We start from the raw sequence: 15310 nt of genomic DNA on the forward strand, positions 1-15310 counted from the left end.
CATCCACGCTGGCGAAGTCGTCGGGCTGGTGGGAGATAACGGGGCAGGTAAGTCCACGTTGATGAAAACCATCACCGGTATCTATAAAGAAAACGATGGCAGCATCACGCTTGACGGTACGCCTATAAACGGAAAAACGCCGGGAGAGAGGCGCGAGTTAGGGATAGAGATGATCTATCAGGACCTGGCTCTTGCCAAACAACAGGATGTCGCAAGCAATATCTTTTTAGGCAGGGAACCCACTAAGCGTCTGTTTGGCTGGGGACCGCGGTTGATAGACAAAGCAGAAATGAACGCGCAATCCCAACTGATGATCGACCGGCTAGGAGCGCATCTGCCCGATATTCAGCGATCAGTTGGCGCATTTTCTGGTGGTCAGCAGCAAACCGTTGCAATTGCCCGGGCACTGACCTTCAACCCTCGAATTGTGATCATGGACGAGCCGACAGCCGCGCTGGCGGTGAAAGAAGTGCAGAGCGTGCTGAATCTGATCCGCAAACTTAAGGAGGAAGGGGTTTCTGTGATCCTCATTTCTCACCGACTTAATGATGTCCTAAGCGTGACTGATCGCGTGGTGGTATTGCGTCAGGGTGTGGTTGCAAAAGAACTGCACACAGAGACAACCAGCATGAGTGAAATCGTTAGTGCCATTGTGGGTGACAGTGGCGAACATATCGAGCAAGCCGCGGCGCATGAAAGTGCTTAGACCCTAACAAAGCGTGCCGAAGAAAGGAGCGAGAAATGGAAAAAAGAATACGTATGGGCATGGTTGGCGGTGGTAAGGATGCCCTGATTGGAGAGGCGCACCGCGTTGCAGCCCGCATAGACGGGCGATACGAGTTATGTGCTGGCGTGCTTTCCTCTACCCCGGAGCGCAGTTTAGAGTCGGGTAAAGCTTTGGGTCTGGAAGAATCCCGAATTTATTCCGACTACAAAGTCATGGCAGAGCAGGAATCTCAAAGAGAAGATGGCATCGATGTGGTCGTCGTTGCCACTCCAAACCATCTGCATTACGACGTCTCCAAAGCGTTTATTGAACAAGGTATCCATGTCATTTGTGATAAGCCGTTAACATCGACATTAAGTGACGCTGTGGCATTTCGTCAGCTCGTACTGTCTTCTGAAGTATTTTTCATGCTGACCCACAACTACTCAGGGTACCCAATGATTCGGGAAGCCAAGCGAATAGTTGAAACTGGTGAGATTGGAAACGTTCGTGTTATCCAGATGGAGTACGTACAAGGATGGTTGGCGAAAGATTCTGAGAATGGAAAACAGGCGAAGTGGCGACTCAACCCCGCAACTTCTGGCAAAGGCGGCAGCATCGGAGATATAGGAACGCACGCCTTGCAGTTAGCAGAGTTTGTGACAGGCAAAAAGGCGCAGTCTTTATCTGCTGATCTCACCAGCTTTGGTGCTGATCGCCAGCTGGATGATAACGCTCATATTCTGTTCAAGTTTGAAGATGAAGTTAAAGGCATGATGTGGGCAAGCCAGATAGCGGTCGGTTTCGATAACGGTCTGCAGCTCAGAGTCATGGGAGAGAAAGGCAGTTTGATCTTCCATCAGGAAAGACCTAATGAACTGCACGTGACCCTGATTGACCAGCCCACCCAGAAACGCGTGAAAGGTGGAGCGGGATTTGAAGGTTTTGCACGTATCCCCGCTGGTCATCCTGAAGGGTATCTGGAAGCCTTTTCAAGGCTTTATTCAGATTTTGCTGACTGGTTTCTTAGCAGCTCAGCGCAGAAACCCGATATTCCCGGGGTGGATGAAGGTGTCAGAGGGTTATGTTTTATTGAAGCCGCAGTGGAATCATCAAATGAAGATGGTGCCTGGAAGAATTTGGAGAAGTATATTTCGAACTAAAGGAGAGCAATTTTTCACCAAAATGAAATGCATTACAATTTAAATGATAGTAAACTCAATATAATGTTAACCAATTGTTTTCTGGTGTAGGAAAGTTTGAGTTCTCCACTTAAACCCCGAACAAATCAAAGTCGTGGGATACCAACAGTAAAAGATGTTGCCAGAGTTGCGGGTTGTTCAACCGCAACGGTCTCACGTGCTTTGACCAATCCAGATATGGTTTCTGAAAAAACACGCAAAAAAGTGCTGCATGCCGTTGATGTAACAGGGTATTCCCTTAACGTCGCAGCGCGCTCTTTGCGGCGAAGTATCACTAACACCATTGTGGTGGTGGTGCCTGACATATCCAACCCTTACTTCTCTCAGGTGATTTCCGGCATTGAAGGCATAGCCCACAAGGCGGGTAAAAAGGTGCTGCTGGGGGATGCAGGTCACGAACCCGAACGAGTACAATCCTATTTTGACTTGCTTCCGACCAATCAGGCTGACGGCATTATCCTTTTGACTGCGGAAGTCTCTAAACGTCTGCTGCATGGAAAAACACACGGCAGTGGATTCCCGCTAGTCATGGCTTGTGAGTATTTTCAGGGAATGCAGTTACCGACGGTGTCCATCGACAACCAACAAGCGGCTGAAAAAGCGATGGCCTATCTGTTAAGTCTGGGTCATAAGAAGTTTGGTGTGATTCAGGGACCTATGAGCAACCCAATATGCATTGATCGCCATCAGGGCTATCTCAGCTGTCTGGAACAGGCGGCAATTCCTTTCAACCCCAAATGGGTGCTGGAAGGGGATTTCAGTTTTGGTTCAGGCTATTCTCTTGGCAGAACCTTGTTGAGTGGAGCGGATAAACCAACCGCCATTTTTTGCCACAATGATGAAATGGCTATCGGAGTTATGAAAGTCGCGAGAGAGCTTGGTATTCGGGTTCCAGAAGACCTTTCCGTGATGGGGTTCGATGACATTCCATTTGCCGAATACTGTGAACCCGGGCTGACAACCATTCATCAACCGAGAGCAGAAATTGGGGAAGCAGCCATGAAGCTGTTGATGGATCTGATTGAAGGTAAGGAAGCGGTAGGGCATTACTACTTGAATGCGAATCTTATCGTTCGTAATTCTACCGCTGTTGCTAAATTCTAAATCTTAACCGGAAATTATTTAAATCCGGCTTCCCCTTCTTTATGCAGTTTAGGTCCTTGTTCTTCAATCGGTTCCAATGCGTTCTGTACTTCCGTATTTGGTGCATCCAGAACATCATCATCCGTTAACTTAGGCTGATGGGAATCCGCCCAAAGCACCGCGTTTTGCAAAATTTTAGTGACGTTCATATCGTAGAATGTCGGGTAAGTTTCATGACCAGGACGGAAATAGAAAATGTTGCCTGCTCCTCTTCGGTAAGTCACGCCAGAGCGAAATACCTCCCCGCCCTGAAACCAACTGATAAGCACGGTTTCAAGAGGCTCTGGGATCCCAAAAGGTTCGCCGTACATTTCCTCATTCGCCAGTTCGAAATATTTAGGCATCCCCTGCACAATTGGATGCTGAGGGGCGGTGATCCACAAACGCTCCTTTTCACCGGCCTCACGCCAGCTCAGATTGCATGAAGTGCCCAATAACCTTTTAAATACCTTGGAAAAATGAGAGGAATGCAAAGCGATGAATCCCATGCCTTTCCAGACTGCCTGAACGACACGTTCCACAACCTCATCGCTGACTTCTCCATGCGCTGCATGTCCCCACCAAATCAACACATCTGTTTGTGCGAGACGTTCTTCAGTCAGACCATGTTGGTCTTCCTGCAACGTAGCGGTCGTCGCTTCAATTGACGGATGCTGGTTTAACGCATTCGCGATGCAGCCATGAATACCTTCCGGGTAAACGTCAGCCACAATGGGGTTTTCCTGTTCGTGAATGAATTCAGACCAAACCAAAACTTTTGTTGTCATAATCTTTCCTTACTTTGTGGGCTTTCCATCTGAATCAAACTTGTGAACGTGTTCGACTTCTGGGGAGAGGTACACCGTTTGTCCTAGCTGAAAGTCTTGTTGCCCCGCCAGATTAACGGCGACAGAGCCCAGCTTTTCAGATTTGGTGTAAACCATGGTGTTTAAGCCCAGCCTTTCAATGAGTGTTACCGTAGATGGCCAGGTGCCACTTTGTTCAGACAATTCAAGATGCTCTGGGCGAATTCCCAATGTATGGCAGCCAAACTCTTCTGCGATTTGCCCTTCAATAAAGTTCATTTTCGGGGAGCCGATAAAGCCTGCGACAAACTTTGATGCCGGGTTGTTGTATAGCTCCATAGGTGTCCCCACCTGTTCAATGTACCCCTGATTCAATACCACAATGCGATCAGCCATGGTCATTGCCTCTGTCTGATCGTGGGTAACATAGATGGTGGTGGTCTTTAGCTTTTGATGAAGCTCGCTGATTTCGATTCGGGTATCCGTTCTAAGCGCAGCATCCAGGTTAGAAAGAGGCTCATCCAGCAAAAACACATTGGGATTACGAACAATTGCTCTGCCAATGGCCACTCGCTGGCGTTGACCCCCAGATAGTTGCGAAGGTTTTCGGTCTAAAAGTGCGGTGAGTTTTAGTGACTGCGCTGCCTCATACACTTTTTCCTTAATTTGCTTTTTAGGGAGCTTATCGATTCGCAGCCCAAAGCCGATGTTTTCTTCGACGGTAAGCTGTGGGTAGAGCGCATAAGTCTGAAATACCATTGCGATGTTGCGCTGCTTTGGTGTTTTTTGGTTGCACAATTGGTTGTCTATCCAGAGTTCGCCTCTGTCAATGTCATCAAGCCCCGAAATCAGGCGAAGTAATGTGGACTTTCCACACCCTGAAGGACCGACAAACACAATGAATTCGCCATCTGCAATATCCAGATCGATGCTGTGTAAGATGGTCTGTTTGCCATACGATTTAGAGAGTCCTTTTAAAGTCACTGAAGCCATCTAACAACACTCCTTTTTTACTGGCTTGAGGCGCTGTCTGGCGCATTAATAATATGGAATACCTGTTCAGGTGTGGCAGGCTTTAAGCGTCTGCCCGGCTTGTTTTCGAGAATATTTCTGACGTCGTGAACGATCATCTCGCCAATTGGATGACGCCCTCCTTCTACTGCGGCAGCTCTGTGAGGCGAAAGAATCACGTTTTTGAACTGCCGAACATCACTGTCATCAGGCAAGGGTTCAACTGGAAATACATCCGTTGCAAGCCGAATTCGGTTACGCTTCGCAGCCTGAACCAGAGCATCAAAGTCAACGAGATGAGCCCGGCTAATCACCAGTACTAAAGCGCCTCGGGGCAGTTTTTCGATCAACTCAGCGTTGATCATCTGACGGTTTTCATCGGTTGGTGATGCCGCCACAATCAAAACTTTGCTGTTTGAGACCAGTTCATCTAAATCGCATAAGTCGACCTCACTAGAAGAGTCTGCCTGCGCCTGCAACCAAGGATCGTAAGCCTTAATCGAAGGGGAAAAAGGCTGCATCAGTCGGCTCAGCTCTCGGGCAATTGCACCGTAACCGATAAAACCAACAGACTGACCATAGAGAGTAAAATCAGACCCTATGTTGTCGTCCAGCCAGTGTTCTGAACCGTTGCGGAAGTTTTCATGTTCGTTAACCAAGCCACGAGCACCGGACAGAATCATCGCCAGCGCCATTTCAGCTACCGAGTACTGAAAACCGGGTGAGCAGGAGAGCACTTCAATATTGCGTTCAAAGCAGGTGTGGTAATCCAGCCCCGGTCGAAATGCGCCGGAAACTTCGATGACCGCTTTCAGGTTTTTCGCTCTCTTCAACTGAGCTTCAGACAGTGTCGGCAAGCTAGCCACCAAAAAATCGGCATTCTCAATATGCTGGTCGATCTCTTGCTCATCCATTGCCCAGTTAACCCCGCCAATGATCGTGCACATGGATTGGAGTTCTTTATAGGCTGCGGGGCTGAACAGCTCTTCCAGCTTTCGCCAATGTTGGTCAAGAATCAGGATAGGTTTCATTGCAGTACTCCTATTTCACCGCACCTTGCGTCATGCCTCTTACAAAGTGACGCTGAAAAATGAGAAAAAGTATGACCACCGGAACCGCCATAATGACGGTTCCCGCCGACAGGCCCGTTAAGTCCCGGGTTTGCAAACCCTGGAAGTTCAGAAGGCCAACCGAAAGTGTTTTCATGTTGTCGCTTGGGAGCAGCAGAAGCCTTAACAGAAGGTCATTCCAGCTCCAGATGAATTCCAGTAATAGCGTGGTCACGATGGCAGGACCGGAAATCGGCATAATGACTTTTCGGTATATGTAAAATTCCGAAGCCCCATCGATTTTTGCGGCTTCGTACAGGGGTTTTGGAATCGAGACAAAGTACGAAGTAAACATAAAGACAAACACCGATACCGCCAGCGCCAAATCCGAGAGAATCACTGCCAGATGCGTATTGATAAGACCAAACTGCCTCACGGTTGAGTACAAAGGAAGAATGATGGCGGTGACAGGAATCATTAGCCCAATCACTAGCAGAATATTGATGATCATCTTCCCTCTGAATCGCATAAATATCAGGGCGTAAGCACTCATAGAAGCGATTACAACCATCACAATGGCATCAATGGTCGAGATAAAAATTGTGTTAAAAAAGTAGCGGCTGAATTTCCCTTCGTTCCAAACGCGAGCGTAATGTTCCCAGGTGGCATCCAAAGGAGGGAACCAGGCAGGGTTAACGAGTTCTGTTTCGGGCTTAAATGACGCAAAAATGGTCATCACAAAAGGGGCACTCATCAGAATGGCTACCGTCGTCAGAAACAGGAGTAAAAAATACCTTTGAACCACGTTATTTCTCCTCCTTAGTCTGTATTTTCAGGTAAATAATGGTGGCTAAGCTGACAATGACCAGCAGAGCGACGCCAATCGCGGAGCCATAACCATAGTTGTTCTCCAGTACGCCTCGCTTGTACATGTAGGTAGACAGAATTTCACTAAAGCGAATCGGTCCGCCCTGAGTTGTCGCCCAAACCAGATCAAACACCTTAAAAGACTGCGTCAGAGTCAGAATGAAAACCACGGCGGTCACAGGTCGAAGTGCCGGAAGTGTGATGAATCGAAAAGACTGAAGTGGTGAAGCACCGTCAACTTTTGCTGCGTCGTAAAGGCTTTCATCAATGGATTGCAGACCAGCAAGGAAAATGATGACGCTAAGCCCGATGGTCGACCAAGAATGCGCTAACGCCAGGGCGTAAAGCACCACGTTTGGCGTGCCGAGCCAGGGGGTGACCAATTCGTCCAGCCCGATATTACTGAGAACGTGGTTTATCACACCCTCTGGCTGATACATCCATTTCCAGATGGTCGCGACGGCGATCGGGCTGATAACGACAGGCAAAACAATGGCGGTCTGAATGATAAGCCTAGCTTTCCAGACTCTAGCCAGCATAGCGGCAAGCAGCATTCCAATACCTACGTTGACCACAATAATGAACGCCGACCACGCAAAGGTGTTCTGGAAGGCTTCCCAAAAAATTCTGTCTTTGAACAGCTTCTCGTAGTTTGCTAAGCCCACCCACTTTTTATCCGAGCTGATCCCGTTCCAGTCGTATAGCGAATACTCCAGAACAGAGAAAGTGGGATGAATGGCAAAAATCAGATAGATAGCCATGGCTGGCAGAAGAAACAGCCAAGGGATGGACTTTTGAACCACCTGCTCTTTTACTGCGTTTTGGTGCATCAATTTTTCCTGCAATTCGGGTTTGAGTTAACCCCCCTGCACCGAATGCAGGGGGATGGTGGTTACGGCTTATCCAGCCCGCCTGGCTCAAGAATTTTCCCTTCAGCTTTGGCTTCTTCCCAAGCCGCTTGCAATTCTTCAGTAAAAGCTTCAGGTGTCATTACGCCTAGTAGCAGCGCCTGCAATCCGTCATAAGTAACGGTAGTCAGGTTGGCGGGTGTAATGGTATCCAGGAAGGCAGGTACGGTTCCGTTGGTTCGGTAGGTATCTACGCTAGAGCGCAATTCATGGCTTAGAGCAGGTAGAGAGGCTTTTTCCAGCGCGTCTTCAAGAGGACCGACAGGTACGATGCCATCGTTAAGAAGCGTTACTCGACCTTCTTGTGTTGTGAACATGTGGTTTAGGAAAGCCACTGCATGTTGCTTCGATTCTGAATTGGCACGAACGTACCAGCCACTGCCAATTGACTCAGTTGGGTAGACTTTCTGACCACTTTCCATTGGAGGCATCTGGAAAATGCCAAACTCACCAATACGTTTACCTGTCGACTTGATTCCGCCCGGAATCACCCAAGGACCTGTGTAAGTCATTGGAATACGCCCTGCCCAGAAGTTATCCATCAAATCGCCGTAGTTCACCGCGATTGGGCTAGGACCAAACCAGCCGTCTTTGGACATTTTTTTGCAGCTTAGCACTGGCGTCAACAAAGGCTTTGTCTGTCCATTTGCCATCGGAAAACAGAACGTTATCTATCCCTTGTGGTGACGCGTATCGACCAAACATCATGGATTGCCAGTGCGAAATTGGCCATTTGTCGGCAGCGCCTAAACCGATAGGTGTTTTAAAACCAGCCGCTTTCAGAGCTTTGACCGCGCTGGCTAGTTCATCCCAGGTTTTTGGCGGGTTGATACCTACTTCTTTAAATATCGCTTTGTTGTAAAACATGGCTGTGGTTTCAACTTCACTGCCAAACGCCCACAGCTTTCCAGACTTCGACGTTTGCGATACGACGCCTTCAGGAATGTATTTTTCCCAGTTGTTTTCGTAGTAATGAGGAGTGAGGTCGGCAACTAAGCCACCGTTGATGATGGCGGCGGGCTGCCCGGGACCCGTTCCGAAGGTAAACAGATCAGGTCCTTCACCTGAAGAAAGCGCGGGGATCAGCGCCGGGTTAAATAAGTCAGAAGGCTGAGTAACAATCTGAATCTCCGCATCCTTGTACTTTTGATTGAACGTCACAGCAATTTTGTCGTAGACCGTCACCTGTCCAGGTTCGCCACTTACCCAAACCACCACTTTATCTTTCGCAAAGCTTGGTAGGGTTGCCAAAGCACATATGGCACATGCAGTAGCTTTAAAAATAAATCGATTCATTTTTTAGTTCCTTCTATCTGTATGCATGTATGAATCAAGTAAAAACGTACTCTTTAAGGTAATTTCGTACCTAGTGTCATTCTGATAAAACCAGCCAAAATGTAATGCATTACAAAAAGTACACTAGATTAAAAAACGATCAATGTAAATGATTTGTTTATCAATAAAGGCAGAATTAAAAGAAGGAACGCAAAATATTCTTAAGTAAGATGAGGTTCAATCGTCTGATAATTATGGTGTTTTACACATTTTCTCTAGAGGGGGGAACAGTGGGGAATGTTTAAAAAATGTGACGGTAATCGTTATGGTTAAAAGCCAATGTAAAGCGGTGTTAACCAGAATGATCATGCATAAAAGTGAGTGGAAGGCACGTCAGACTTTTAACTCCGCTGAGATTGGGGCAGAATCAGTGCAACCTATTTAACCCACTCTCCCCAATTGAAATGAAAATCCTTATTGATGAAAACATGCCTTACGCTGAAAAACTTTTCAGCCAACTAGGCGACGTGGTTTTGAAACCAGGACGTACCATGACTGCCGATGATTTAGTCGATGTGGATGGTTTAATGATTCGCTCGGTCACCAAAGTGAATGCAGAGTTGATTTCTAAAGCCAACAAATTGAAGTTTGTTGGTACGGCAACCGCAGGGATGGATCATGTCGATCAGGCTCTACTGAAAGAAAAAGGCATCTTCTTCACCGCAGCACCCGGCTGTAACAAAGTGGGCGTGGCGGAATATGCGTTTAGCGTGATGATGATTCTTGGCCAGCAACAGGGTTTTTCAGTGTTTGATAAAACCGTTGGAATTATCGGTGCTGGTCAGGTGGGATCTTACCTTGCCAACTGTCTGGAAGGCATGGGCATTAAAGTATTGCTCAATGACCCACTCAAGCAGGTAGAAGGCGACAGCCGCCAATTTACAGAGCTAGACACGCTACTAGAGCAGTCTGACATTATTACGCTGCACACCCCAATTACCCGTGATGGCGAGCATCCGACTCATCACATCATTAATGAGACTCGCTTGGAAGCCATGCGCGCGGATCAAATTCTGATCAACGCGGCTCGTGGACCAGTGGTTGATAATTCTGCTCTGAAAAAACGCCTGCAAAAAAATGACGGCTTCATTGCCGCACTAGATGTGTTTGAGTTCGAACCGGAAGTGGACATGGAACTGTTGCCGCTTCTTGCCTTTGCGACGCCTCATGTTGCGGGTTATGGCTTAGAAGGTAAAGCGCGTGGCACAACCATGATTTTCAACTCGTTCTGTGAGTTCTTAGGGCGTGAAGATCGAGTGTATGCGTCTGAGTTACTGCCAATCGCTCCGGTTCCGCGTGTGCAACTGGATCGCGCTTGGGATAACGCAACACTGCACAATCTCACACAATTGATTTATGATGTGCGCCACGATGACGCCATATTCCGTCGCAATATTGCGCATCCCGGCGCATTTGATGAAATGCGTAAAAATTACTGGGACAGACGAGAATACAGTGCCGTCACTTTAGTGGGCGATGCAAACTGCAATCTTGAGCCGCTCGCTAAACTAGGTTTTCAAATTGAGGTAACAGATGAGCCAAGAATTTAACGTTGCAATTTTAGGTGCAACCGGTGCCGTAGGTGAAACCATTCTAGAAGTTCTGCAAGAGAGAGAGTTTCCAGTAGGCGAGTTGCACTTATTGGCAAGCGAACGCAGTGAAGGTAAGACGTATCGCTTCAACGGCAAAACGATTCGAGTTCAGAATGTCGAAAATTTTGACTGGTCACAGGTACACATTGCGCTCTTCTCTGCTGGTGGTGAACTGTCAGAAAAGTGGGCACCTGTTGCCGCAGATGAAGGTGTGGTTGTTATCGACAACACTTCCCAGTTCCGTTACGACTACGATGTTCCACTTGTTGTGCCAGAAGTTAACCCAGAAGCCATCGCAGAGTTTCGTAACCGTAACATCATTGCAAACCCGAACTGTTCTACCATTCAGATGCTGGTTGCGCTTAAGCCTATTCACGATGCGGCGGGCATTGAGCGAATCAATGTTTCTACTTACCAATCGGTTTCTGGTGCAGGCAAAGCAGGTATTGATGAGTTAGCGGGTCAAACAGCGCATCTTCTTAACGCTAAGCCGATTGAAGAAAAAGCGTTCAGTCAGCAAATTGCGTTTAACTGTATTCCACAAATCGACAAATTTATGGACAACGGTTACACCAAAGAAGAGATGAAGATGGTGTGGGAAACCCAAAAAATCTTCAACGACTCGTCAATTATGGTTAACCCGACCTGTGTGCGAGTGCCGGTTTTTTATGGTCACGCTGAAGCGGTTCACATTGAAACACGTACCCCCATCGATGCGGATCAGGTTACTCAGCTTCTTGAGCAAACCGAAGGTGTTGAAGTTTTCCACGGTGAGGACTTCCCAACTCAGGTTCGTGATGCTGGTGGAAAAGATCATGTTTTGGTTGGGCGTATTCGCAACGACATCAGCCACCACTCGGGCGTCAATCTATGGGTGGTAGCAGACAATGTTAGAAAAGGTGCCGCTACAAACGCAGTCCAGATTGCAGAAGTGCTAATTCGTGATTATTTCTGAATAAAATTGTTTGAAAAGCCTCACTTAGTGGGGCTTTTTTTATGGCGCTATTTTGTTCAAATAATGCAAATTTGGGTAAGAATGGTACGAATATCAACTCGGACACACATTTTTTCGTGCGGGCGCTATAGTTTTACGACATTTATCCGATATATTTAGCAGATCACATTATTATTCAAGATAAGAAAGCAAGAAAGCTGAGCCTTATATGCATCATTTTTTCAAGCGTTGTTTAACGCCCTTGCTTCTGATGGTCTCGACTCAAATTCCAGTGGCTAGCGCTGACACCATCAGAGTTATTGGTTCCAACGGAGAGATTTCAGACTCCCCACGCTTTTCTGAGCAAATTCGTCAACCCGTCGCTCAGGGGCAACCGTCTTTGTTTTACGGTCCTACAAGGGGTAATGAAACACTCTGGAGCATCGCTTCTGCATTAAGACCAGCAAACAGTCTGACCGTTCAACAAACTCTGCTGGCTATTTACCGACTTAACCCTCAAGCATTTGAAGACCAGAATATTCACGGTCTTGTGCCGGGCAGTACGTTAAGAATTCCATCTCTTCAGCAAGTTCAGTCAGAATCAACAGCCGATGCCGTCCGTATCATGGCTGCGCATCAAGCACGATTAGATTCTCAGAATCAGGTTGCGACCACGCGACCCGCCGTCAGACCTCGCCCAGTTGAACCACCAAAACCTGTTGTTGAACCAAAAGCCAACGATCCAGTAACTGAGGTGAATGCTCAGCCTAAGCCAGAAATGATGCAGGAAGAGCCAAAAACTGAAGCGAAGCCAGAGCCTAAACCTGAATCCAAGCCAGAAATGAAGGATGACGGGCAGGTCGTTCGTCTTAAAGAGCAACTGGATATGTCCGAGAGTGAGCTCTCGACACTGGAAGAGAAAAACCACCAACTGCGCCTCATGCTTTCAGAAGTGCAAGGGGAAGTCGAAACGCTGAAAGAAGAACTCAGCGATGAAGACAGAATAAAAAATGAAGTAGAAAAACTGCTGGAAGCGGAGAAACTCAAGCAGCTGGAAAGCCAGCAAAACGCGCCAACGCTGATGGAGCAAATTGTTGCTAATCCGCTGCTGCTCGGTGCGCTTGCTCTGATTCCGGGACTGTTAATTGGTCTGTTGATAGTCTTGCTTCTAAATCGCCGTAAAGAACCAGAGCCAGAAGAACAAACAGAAGAGCAGCCACAGCCAGAAATTCCGCCAGTGCAGGCGAACGAAGATGAAGAAATCGACGAGATTAACCTCGATGATGACTTGATTGGCGACATCGAAGAAGACGAGTTGTCTCTCGACGATGAACTGTTTGGAGATGAATCTGAAGTCGCGTTCTCTGATGAATCCGAAGAAGGCGGTGAAAAAGCGGAAGAAGTAGACGATGTCTTCGGTGATCTAAACGATGAAGATCTGGACTTCAACCTGGACGAGGACGGCGACGACCCATTCGCAAGCATCGGTGACGATGGCGAACTAGATGCCGAGATTGCGGATCTCGATACAAGTGCAAATGGCATTAGCGTCGATGCGGACGAGCAGGCACTTGGTCTGGAAGAAATGGAACGAGCTCTGGATGAGATAGAGCCAGAGATCGAAGAAGGTCCATCGGAAGAAACAGAAGAGTTCGACTTGTCAGAGGGCGATGACCTGTCAAATGATGACATTGATGCGCTGTTTGATACTGATGAACCCGCTGAAGACTTAGGAGCAGACGAGCTAGACCAGTCGACTCTCGATGACCTGTTCGCTGGTATTGATGACACGGAAACGGATGACGATCTGGATTTCGACACGCTGCTGTCTAATGAAGAAGGCGACGTAGAAGAGAGTGGAGCCGACGAGAGCATTGACCTCGACGCAGGTATGGATGAAAGCGCCTTTGATGAACTGCTATCGGAGCCAGAAGACAGCAGCGATTCGGATTTGCTTGATGACATGCTCGAAGCTGGCACCGATTTAGATTCAGACAGCACTGATCTACTGGATGATGTGATTGACGCTGATGATGGTGATATCTCATTAGATCCAGATGCGCTTCTGGAAGAAGCTCTGGAACAAGAAAGTAGCACTCCTTCAGAAGATGATTTGTTAGAAGAATTTGACTTAAGCGATGACAGCACAGATCTGTTAGACGATGTTCTGGATGAAAGTGAATCTTCGGAATCGGATGAACCTTCCTTCGACCCAGACTCAACAGACTTGTTAGACAGTTTGCTTGAAGAATCTGATGACAGCCCAGAGTCTCTGGATGAAAGTAACACAGATTTATTGGATGACTTGGTTGATGACGAATCCAAATCTTCCATTGACCCAGACAGTACCGACCTCCTAGACAGCGTTCTTGATGATGTTAGCGAGGACGATCTTGATCTGGATATGCCGGATTCATTGGCAGAAGACAGTACGGATTTACTTGACGATGTGCTGGAAGATTCAAAAACCGCGGTCGATCCTGAAAGTACCGATTTACTAGATGAATTGGTTGATGAGAATTCCACAGATCTAGAAGAAGACTTTGACTCAGCCGAGTTTGATTTAGGTGCGGATACCCTGGACGAATTTGAACCAGACCAAAATGCATCGCAAGATGATGGATTGGACTTTGAATTCGAATCGGAAAGTCATCTCGATGATGAGCTAGACACACCAGAATCAGAAACCGCTGAATTAGATACGGAACCTGCCGAAGATCAATCTGGTAGTGACTTTGCCCAAGAGCTTGAGGATGCTTTTTCACAAGACGTAAGTGAAGAAGTGCCTGAAAGCCTTGAGGAATCCCCTGTAATTGAACCGGAAGCGGAAGAAACTCAACTAGCAGAACAGGTTGCAGGAGTACCGGTCTCGGAAGATACGCCAGAAGAAAGCGTAGAGATTGAAGAGCAGGAAACAACAGAGCCTGAACCTGAGATTGGGGAACCTGAAGTTTCAGATGAAGTAGATCTGGCACAAGAAGAAACTCAATCAGAACAACCAGAAGTTGGAGCATCTCAAGACGTTGAAGACACGCCTGAGGCTGATACACCTGTACTTGACCTTGATGCGCCTGAGATTGAAGAAAGCGCTGAAGATGCTAAATCCGATAAAGAGTCTGACGAGTTCGCAGCGCAGCCTATTGAAGACGCTGAAACCGCTTTCTCTCTAAAAGGGCACGATGATGAACCATTAGATGTCCTGATGGGGGAAACCAGAGAAGAGCCTGAATTTACCGATGCCGAAATCGGAAACCTGGACGAAAGAGGTCTGAAATCCGATTCTGACGCGATATCTGACGAGGAAGAATCGGTAGAAGATTGGCAGGCTGAAGCCTTCTCTGGTGAAGTCACCGATGAAGAAGATGCCCCTGAACTCCCTGAAATCGGAGAGCTTCCAGAAGCTGAAGAAACTAAAAGTTTGGTCGACGCTACAGAGGAAGAAGACGAATCCGAACTGGATAACATTGATTTAGAAGCGCCGCCACAAGAAGAAACCGAACTGGAAGTCGCTCCGGAGCCAGAACTTTCTGTTGAGGCAGAAGATGACTTTGAAATCGACGAAGCTGAATTGGAAGCTGAGCTTCAGCCTGATTTAGATGAGTCACCACAAGAAGAAATTGAAGAGATAAGTGAAGAAGACGTTGACAACTACAGCTTCGACACACCATCTGAAGAGCCAGAGCCAGAGCCAGAGCCAGAGCCAGAGCCAGAGCCAGAGCCAGAGCCAGAGCCAGAGCCAGAGCCAGAGCCAGAGCCAGAGCCAGAGCCAGAGCCAGAG

The 15310-nt window shown here is 47.6% G+C and carries 13 protein-coding genes; 6 read left to right on the plus strand and 7 right to left on the minus strand.

Annotated features, from left to right (window positions below):
- The 3 genes from RH89_RS04225 to RH89_RS04235 form a co-directional block, all read left to right on the plus strand.
- Positions 1-706: ATP-binding cassette domain-containing protein (locus RH89_RS04225; protein WP_004399391.1), on the plus strand; the 706-nt coding region annotated here is incomplete at its 5' end.
- Positions 707-741: 35 nt separating this feature from the next.
- Positions 742-1869 carry a Gfo/Idh/MocA family protein gene (locus RH89_RS04230; RefSeq protein WP_004399393.1) on the plus strand — a complete coding sequence of 376 codons (1128 nt, stop codon included), beginning with the start codon at positions 742-744 and terminating at the stop codon, positions 1867-1869.
- 138 nt (positions 1870-2007) lie between these two features.
- Complete coding sequence (locus RH89_RS04235; protein WP_038144946.1) at positions 2008-3012, plus strand: LacI family DNA-binding transcriptional regulator; 1005 nt, start codon at positions 2008-2010, stop codon at positions 3010-3012.
- A 14-nt stretch (positions 3013-3026) separates the two neighbouring features.
- Here RH89_RS04235 and RH89_RS04240 read toward each other — a convergent pair whose 3' ends face one another.
- The 7 genes from RH89_RS04240 to RH89_RS30480 all read right to left on the minus strand — a co-directional run bounded on the left by RH89_RS04240 (position 3027) and on the right by RH89_RS30480 (position 8967).
- Positions 3027-3818 (minus strand): ThuA domain-containing protein, encoded by a 792-nt coding sequence (locus tag RH89_RS04240; RefSeq protein WP_004399397.1) that lies wholly within the window; start codon positions 3816-3818, stop codon positions 3027-3029.
- A 9-nt stretch (positions 3819-3827) separates the two neighbouring features.
- Positions 3828-4829, minus strand: a complete 1002-nt coding sequence (locus RH89_RS04245) for an ABC transporter ATP-binding protein (RefSeq protein WP_004399398.1) — start codon at positions 4827-4829, stop codon at positions 3828-3830.
- Between the two features lie 17 nt (positions 4830-4846).
- Positions 4847-5878 carry an NAD(P)-dependent oxidoreductase gene (locus RH89_RS04250; RefSeq protein WP_004399399.1) on the minus strand — a complete coding sequence of 344 codons (1032 nt, stop codon included), beginning with the start codon at positions 5876-5878 and terminating at the stop codon, positions 4847-4849.
- 10 nt (positions 5879-5888) lie between these two features.
- Positions 5889-6701, minus strand: a complete 813-nt coding sequence (locus tag RH89_RS04255; protein WP_004399400.1) for a carbohydrate ABC transporter permease — start codon at positions 6699-6701, stop codon at positions 5889-5891.
- A gap of 1 nt (position 6702) precedes the next feature.
- On the minus strand, positions 6703-7593 hold the full coding sequence (locus RH89_RS04260) for a carbohydrate ABC transporter permease (protein WP_004399402.1): 891 nt from the start codon (positions 7591-7593) through the stop codon (positions 6703-6705).
- A 62-nt stretch (positions 7594-7655) separates the two neighbouring features.
- A complete protein-coding gene (locus RH89_RS30475) occupies positions 7656-8270 on the minus strand; it encodes an extracellular solute-binding protein (protein ID WP_004399404.1) in 615 nt (204 codons plus the stop codon).
- The gene (locus RH89_RS30480) at positions 8242-8967 is read right to left on the minus strand and encodes an ABC transporter substrate-binding protein (RefSeq protein WP_004399406.1); all 726 of its coding nucleotides are present in this window, start codon (positions 8965-8967) and stop codon (positions 8242-8244) included. Before RH89_RS30480 ends, RH89_RS30475 begins: the two co-directional genes overlap by 29 nt.
- A gap of 443 nt (positions 8968-9410) precedes the next feature.
- Here RH89_RS30480 and RH89_RS04275 point away from each other — a divergent pair, with 443 nt between their 5' ends.
- The 3 genes from RH89_RS04275 to RH89_RS30145 form a co-directional block, all read left to right on the plus strand.
- Positions 9411-10556: a 4-phosphoerythronate dehydrogenase gene (locus tag RH89_RS04275; RefSeq protein WP_038144943.1), complete on the plus strand. Its 1146-nt coding sequence runs from the start codon at positions 9411-9413 to the stop codon at positions 10554-10556.
- Positions 10540-11553 carry an aspartate-semialdehyde dehydrogenase gene (locus tag RH89_RS04280; protein WP_004399419.1) on the plus strand — a complete coding sequence of 338 codons (1014 nt, stop codon included), beginning with the start codon at positions 10540-10542 and terminating at the stop codon, positions 11551-11553. The genes RH89_RS04275 and RH89_RS04280 overlap by 17 nt, the downstream gene beginning before the upstream one ends.
- A 208-nt stretch (positions 11554-11761) precedes the next feature.
- The coding region (locus RH89_RS30145; RefSeq protein ID WP_004399441.1) for a FimV/HubP family polar landmark protein at positions 11762-15310 on the plus strand (3549 nt) is incomplete at its 3' end.

This window comes from Vibrio nigripulchritudo ATCC 27043, assembly GCF_000222685.1.
In the GTDB taxonomy this organism is placed as follows: domain Bacteria; phylum Pseudomonadota; class Gammaproteobacteria; order Enterobacterales; family Vibrionaceae; genus Vibrio; species Vibrio nigripulchritudo.

Excerpts from the sequence above, each read along its gene's own strand:
- RH89_RS30475 (WP_004399404.1), bottom strand. The coding sequence starts at position 8,270 with ATGTCCAAAGACGGCTGGTTTGGTCCTAGCCCAATCGCGGTGAACTAC.
- RH89_RS04260 (WP_004399402.1), bottom strand. The coding sequence starts at position 7,593 with ATGCACCAAAACGCAGTAAAAGAGCAGGTGGTTCAAAAGTCCATCCCT.
- RH89_RS04275 (WP_038144943.1), top strand. The coding sequence starts at position 9,411 with ATGAAAATCCTTATTGATGAAAACATGCCTTACGCTGAAAAACTTTTC.
- RH89_RS04240 (WP_004399397.1), bottom strand. The coding sequence starts at position 3,818 with ATGACAACAAAAGTTTTGGTTTGGTCTGAATTCATTCACGAACAGGAA.
- RH89_RS30480 (WP_004399406.1), bottom strand. The coding sequence starts at position 8,967 with ATGAATCGATTTATTTTTAAAGCTACTGCATGTGCCATATGTGCTTTG.
- RH89_RS04280 (WP_004399419.1), top strand. The coding sequence starts at position 10,540 with ATGAGCCAAGAATTTAACGTTGCAATTTTAGGTGCAACCGGTGCCGTA.
- RH89_RS04250 (WP_004399399.1), bottom strand. The coding sequence starts at position 5,878 with ATGAAACCTATCCTGATTCTTGACCAACATTGGCGAAAGCTGGAAGAG.
- RH89_RS04230 (WP_004399393.1), top strand. The coding sequence starts at position 742 with ATGGAAAAAAGAATACGTATGGGCATGGTTGGCGGTGGTAAGGATGCC.
- RH89_RS04245 (WP_004399398.1), bottom strand. The coding sequence starts at position 4,829 with ATGGCTTCAGTGACTTTAAAAGGACTCTCTAAATCGTATGGCAAACAG.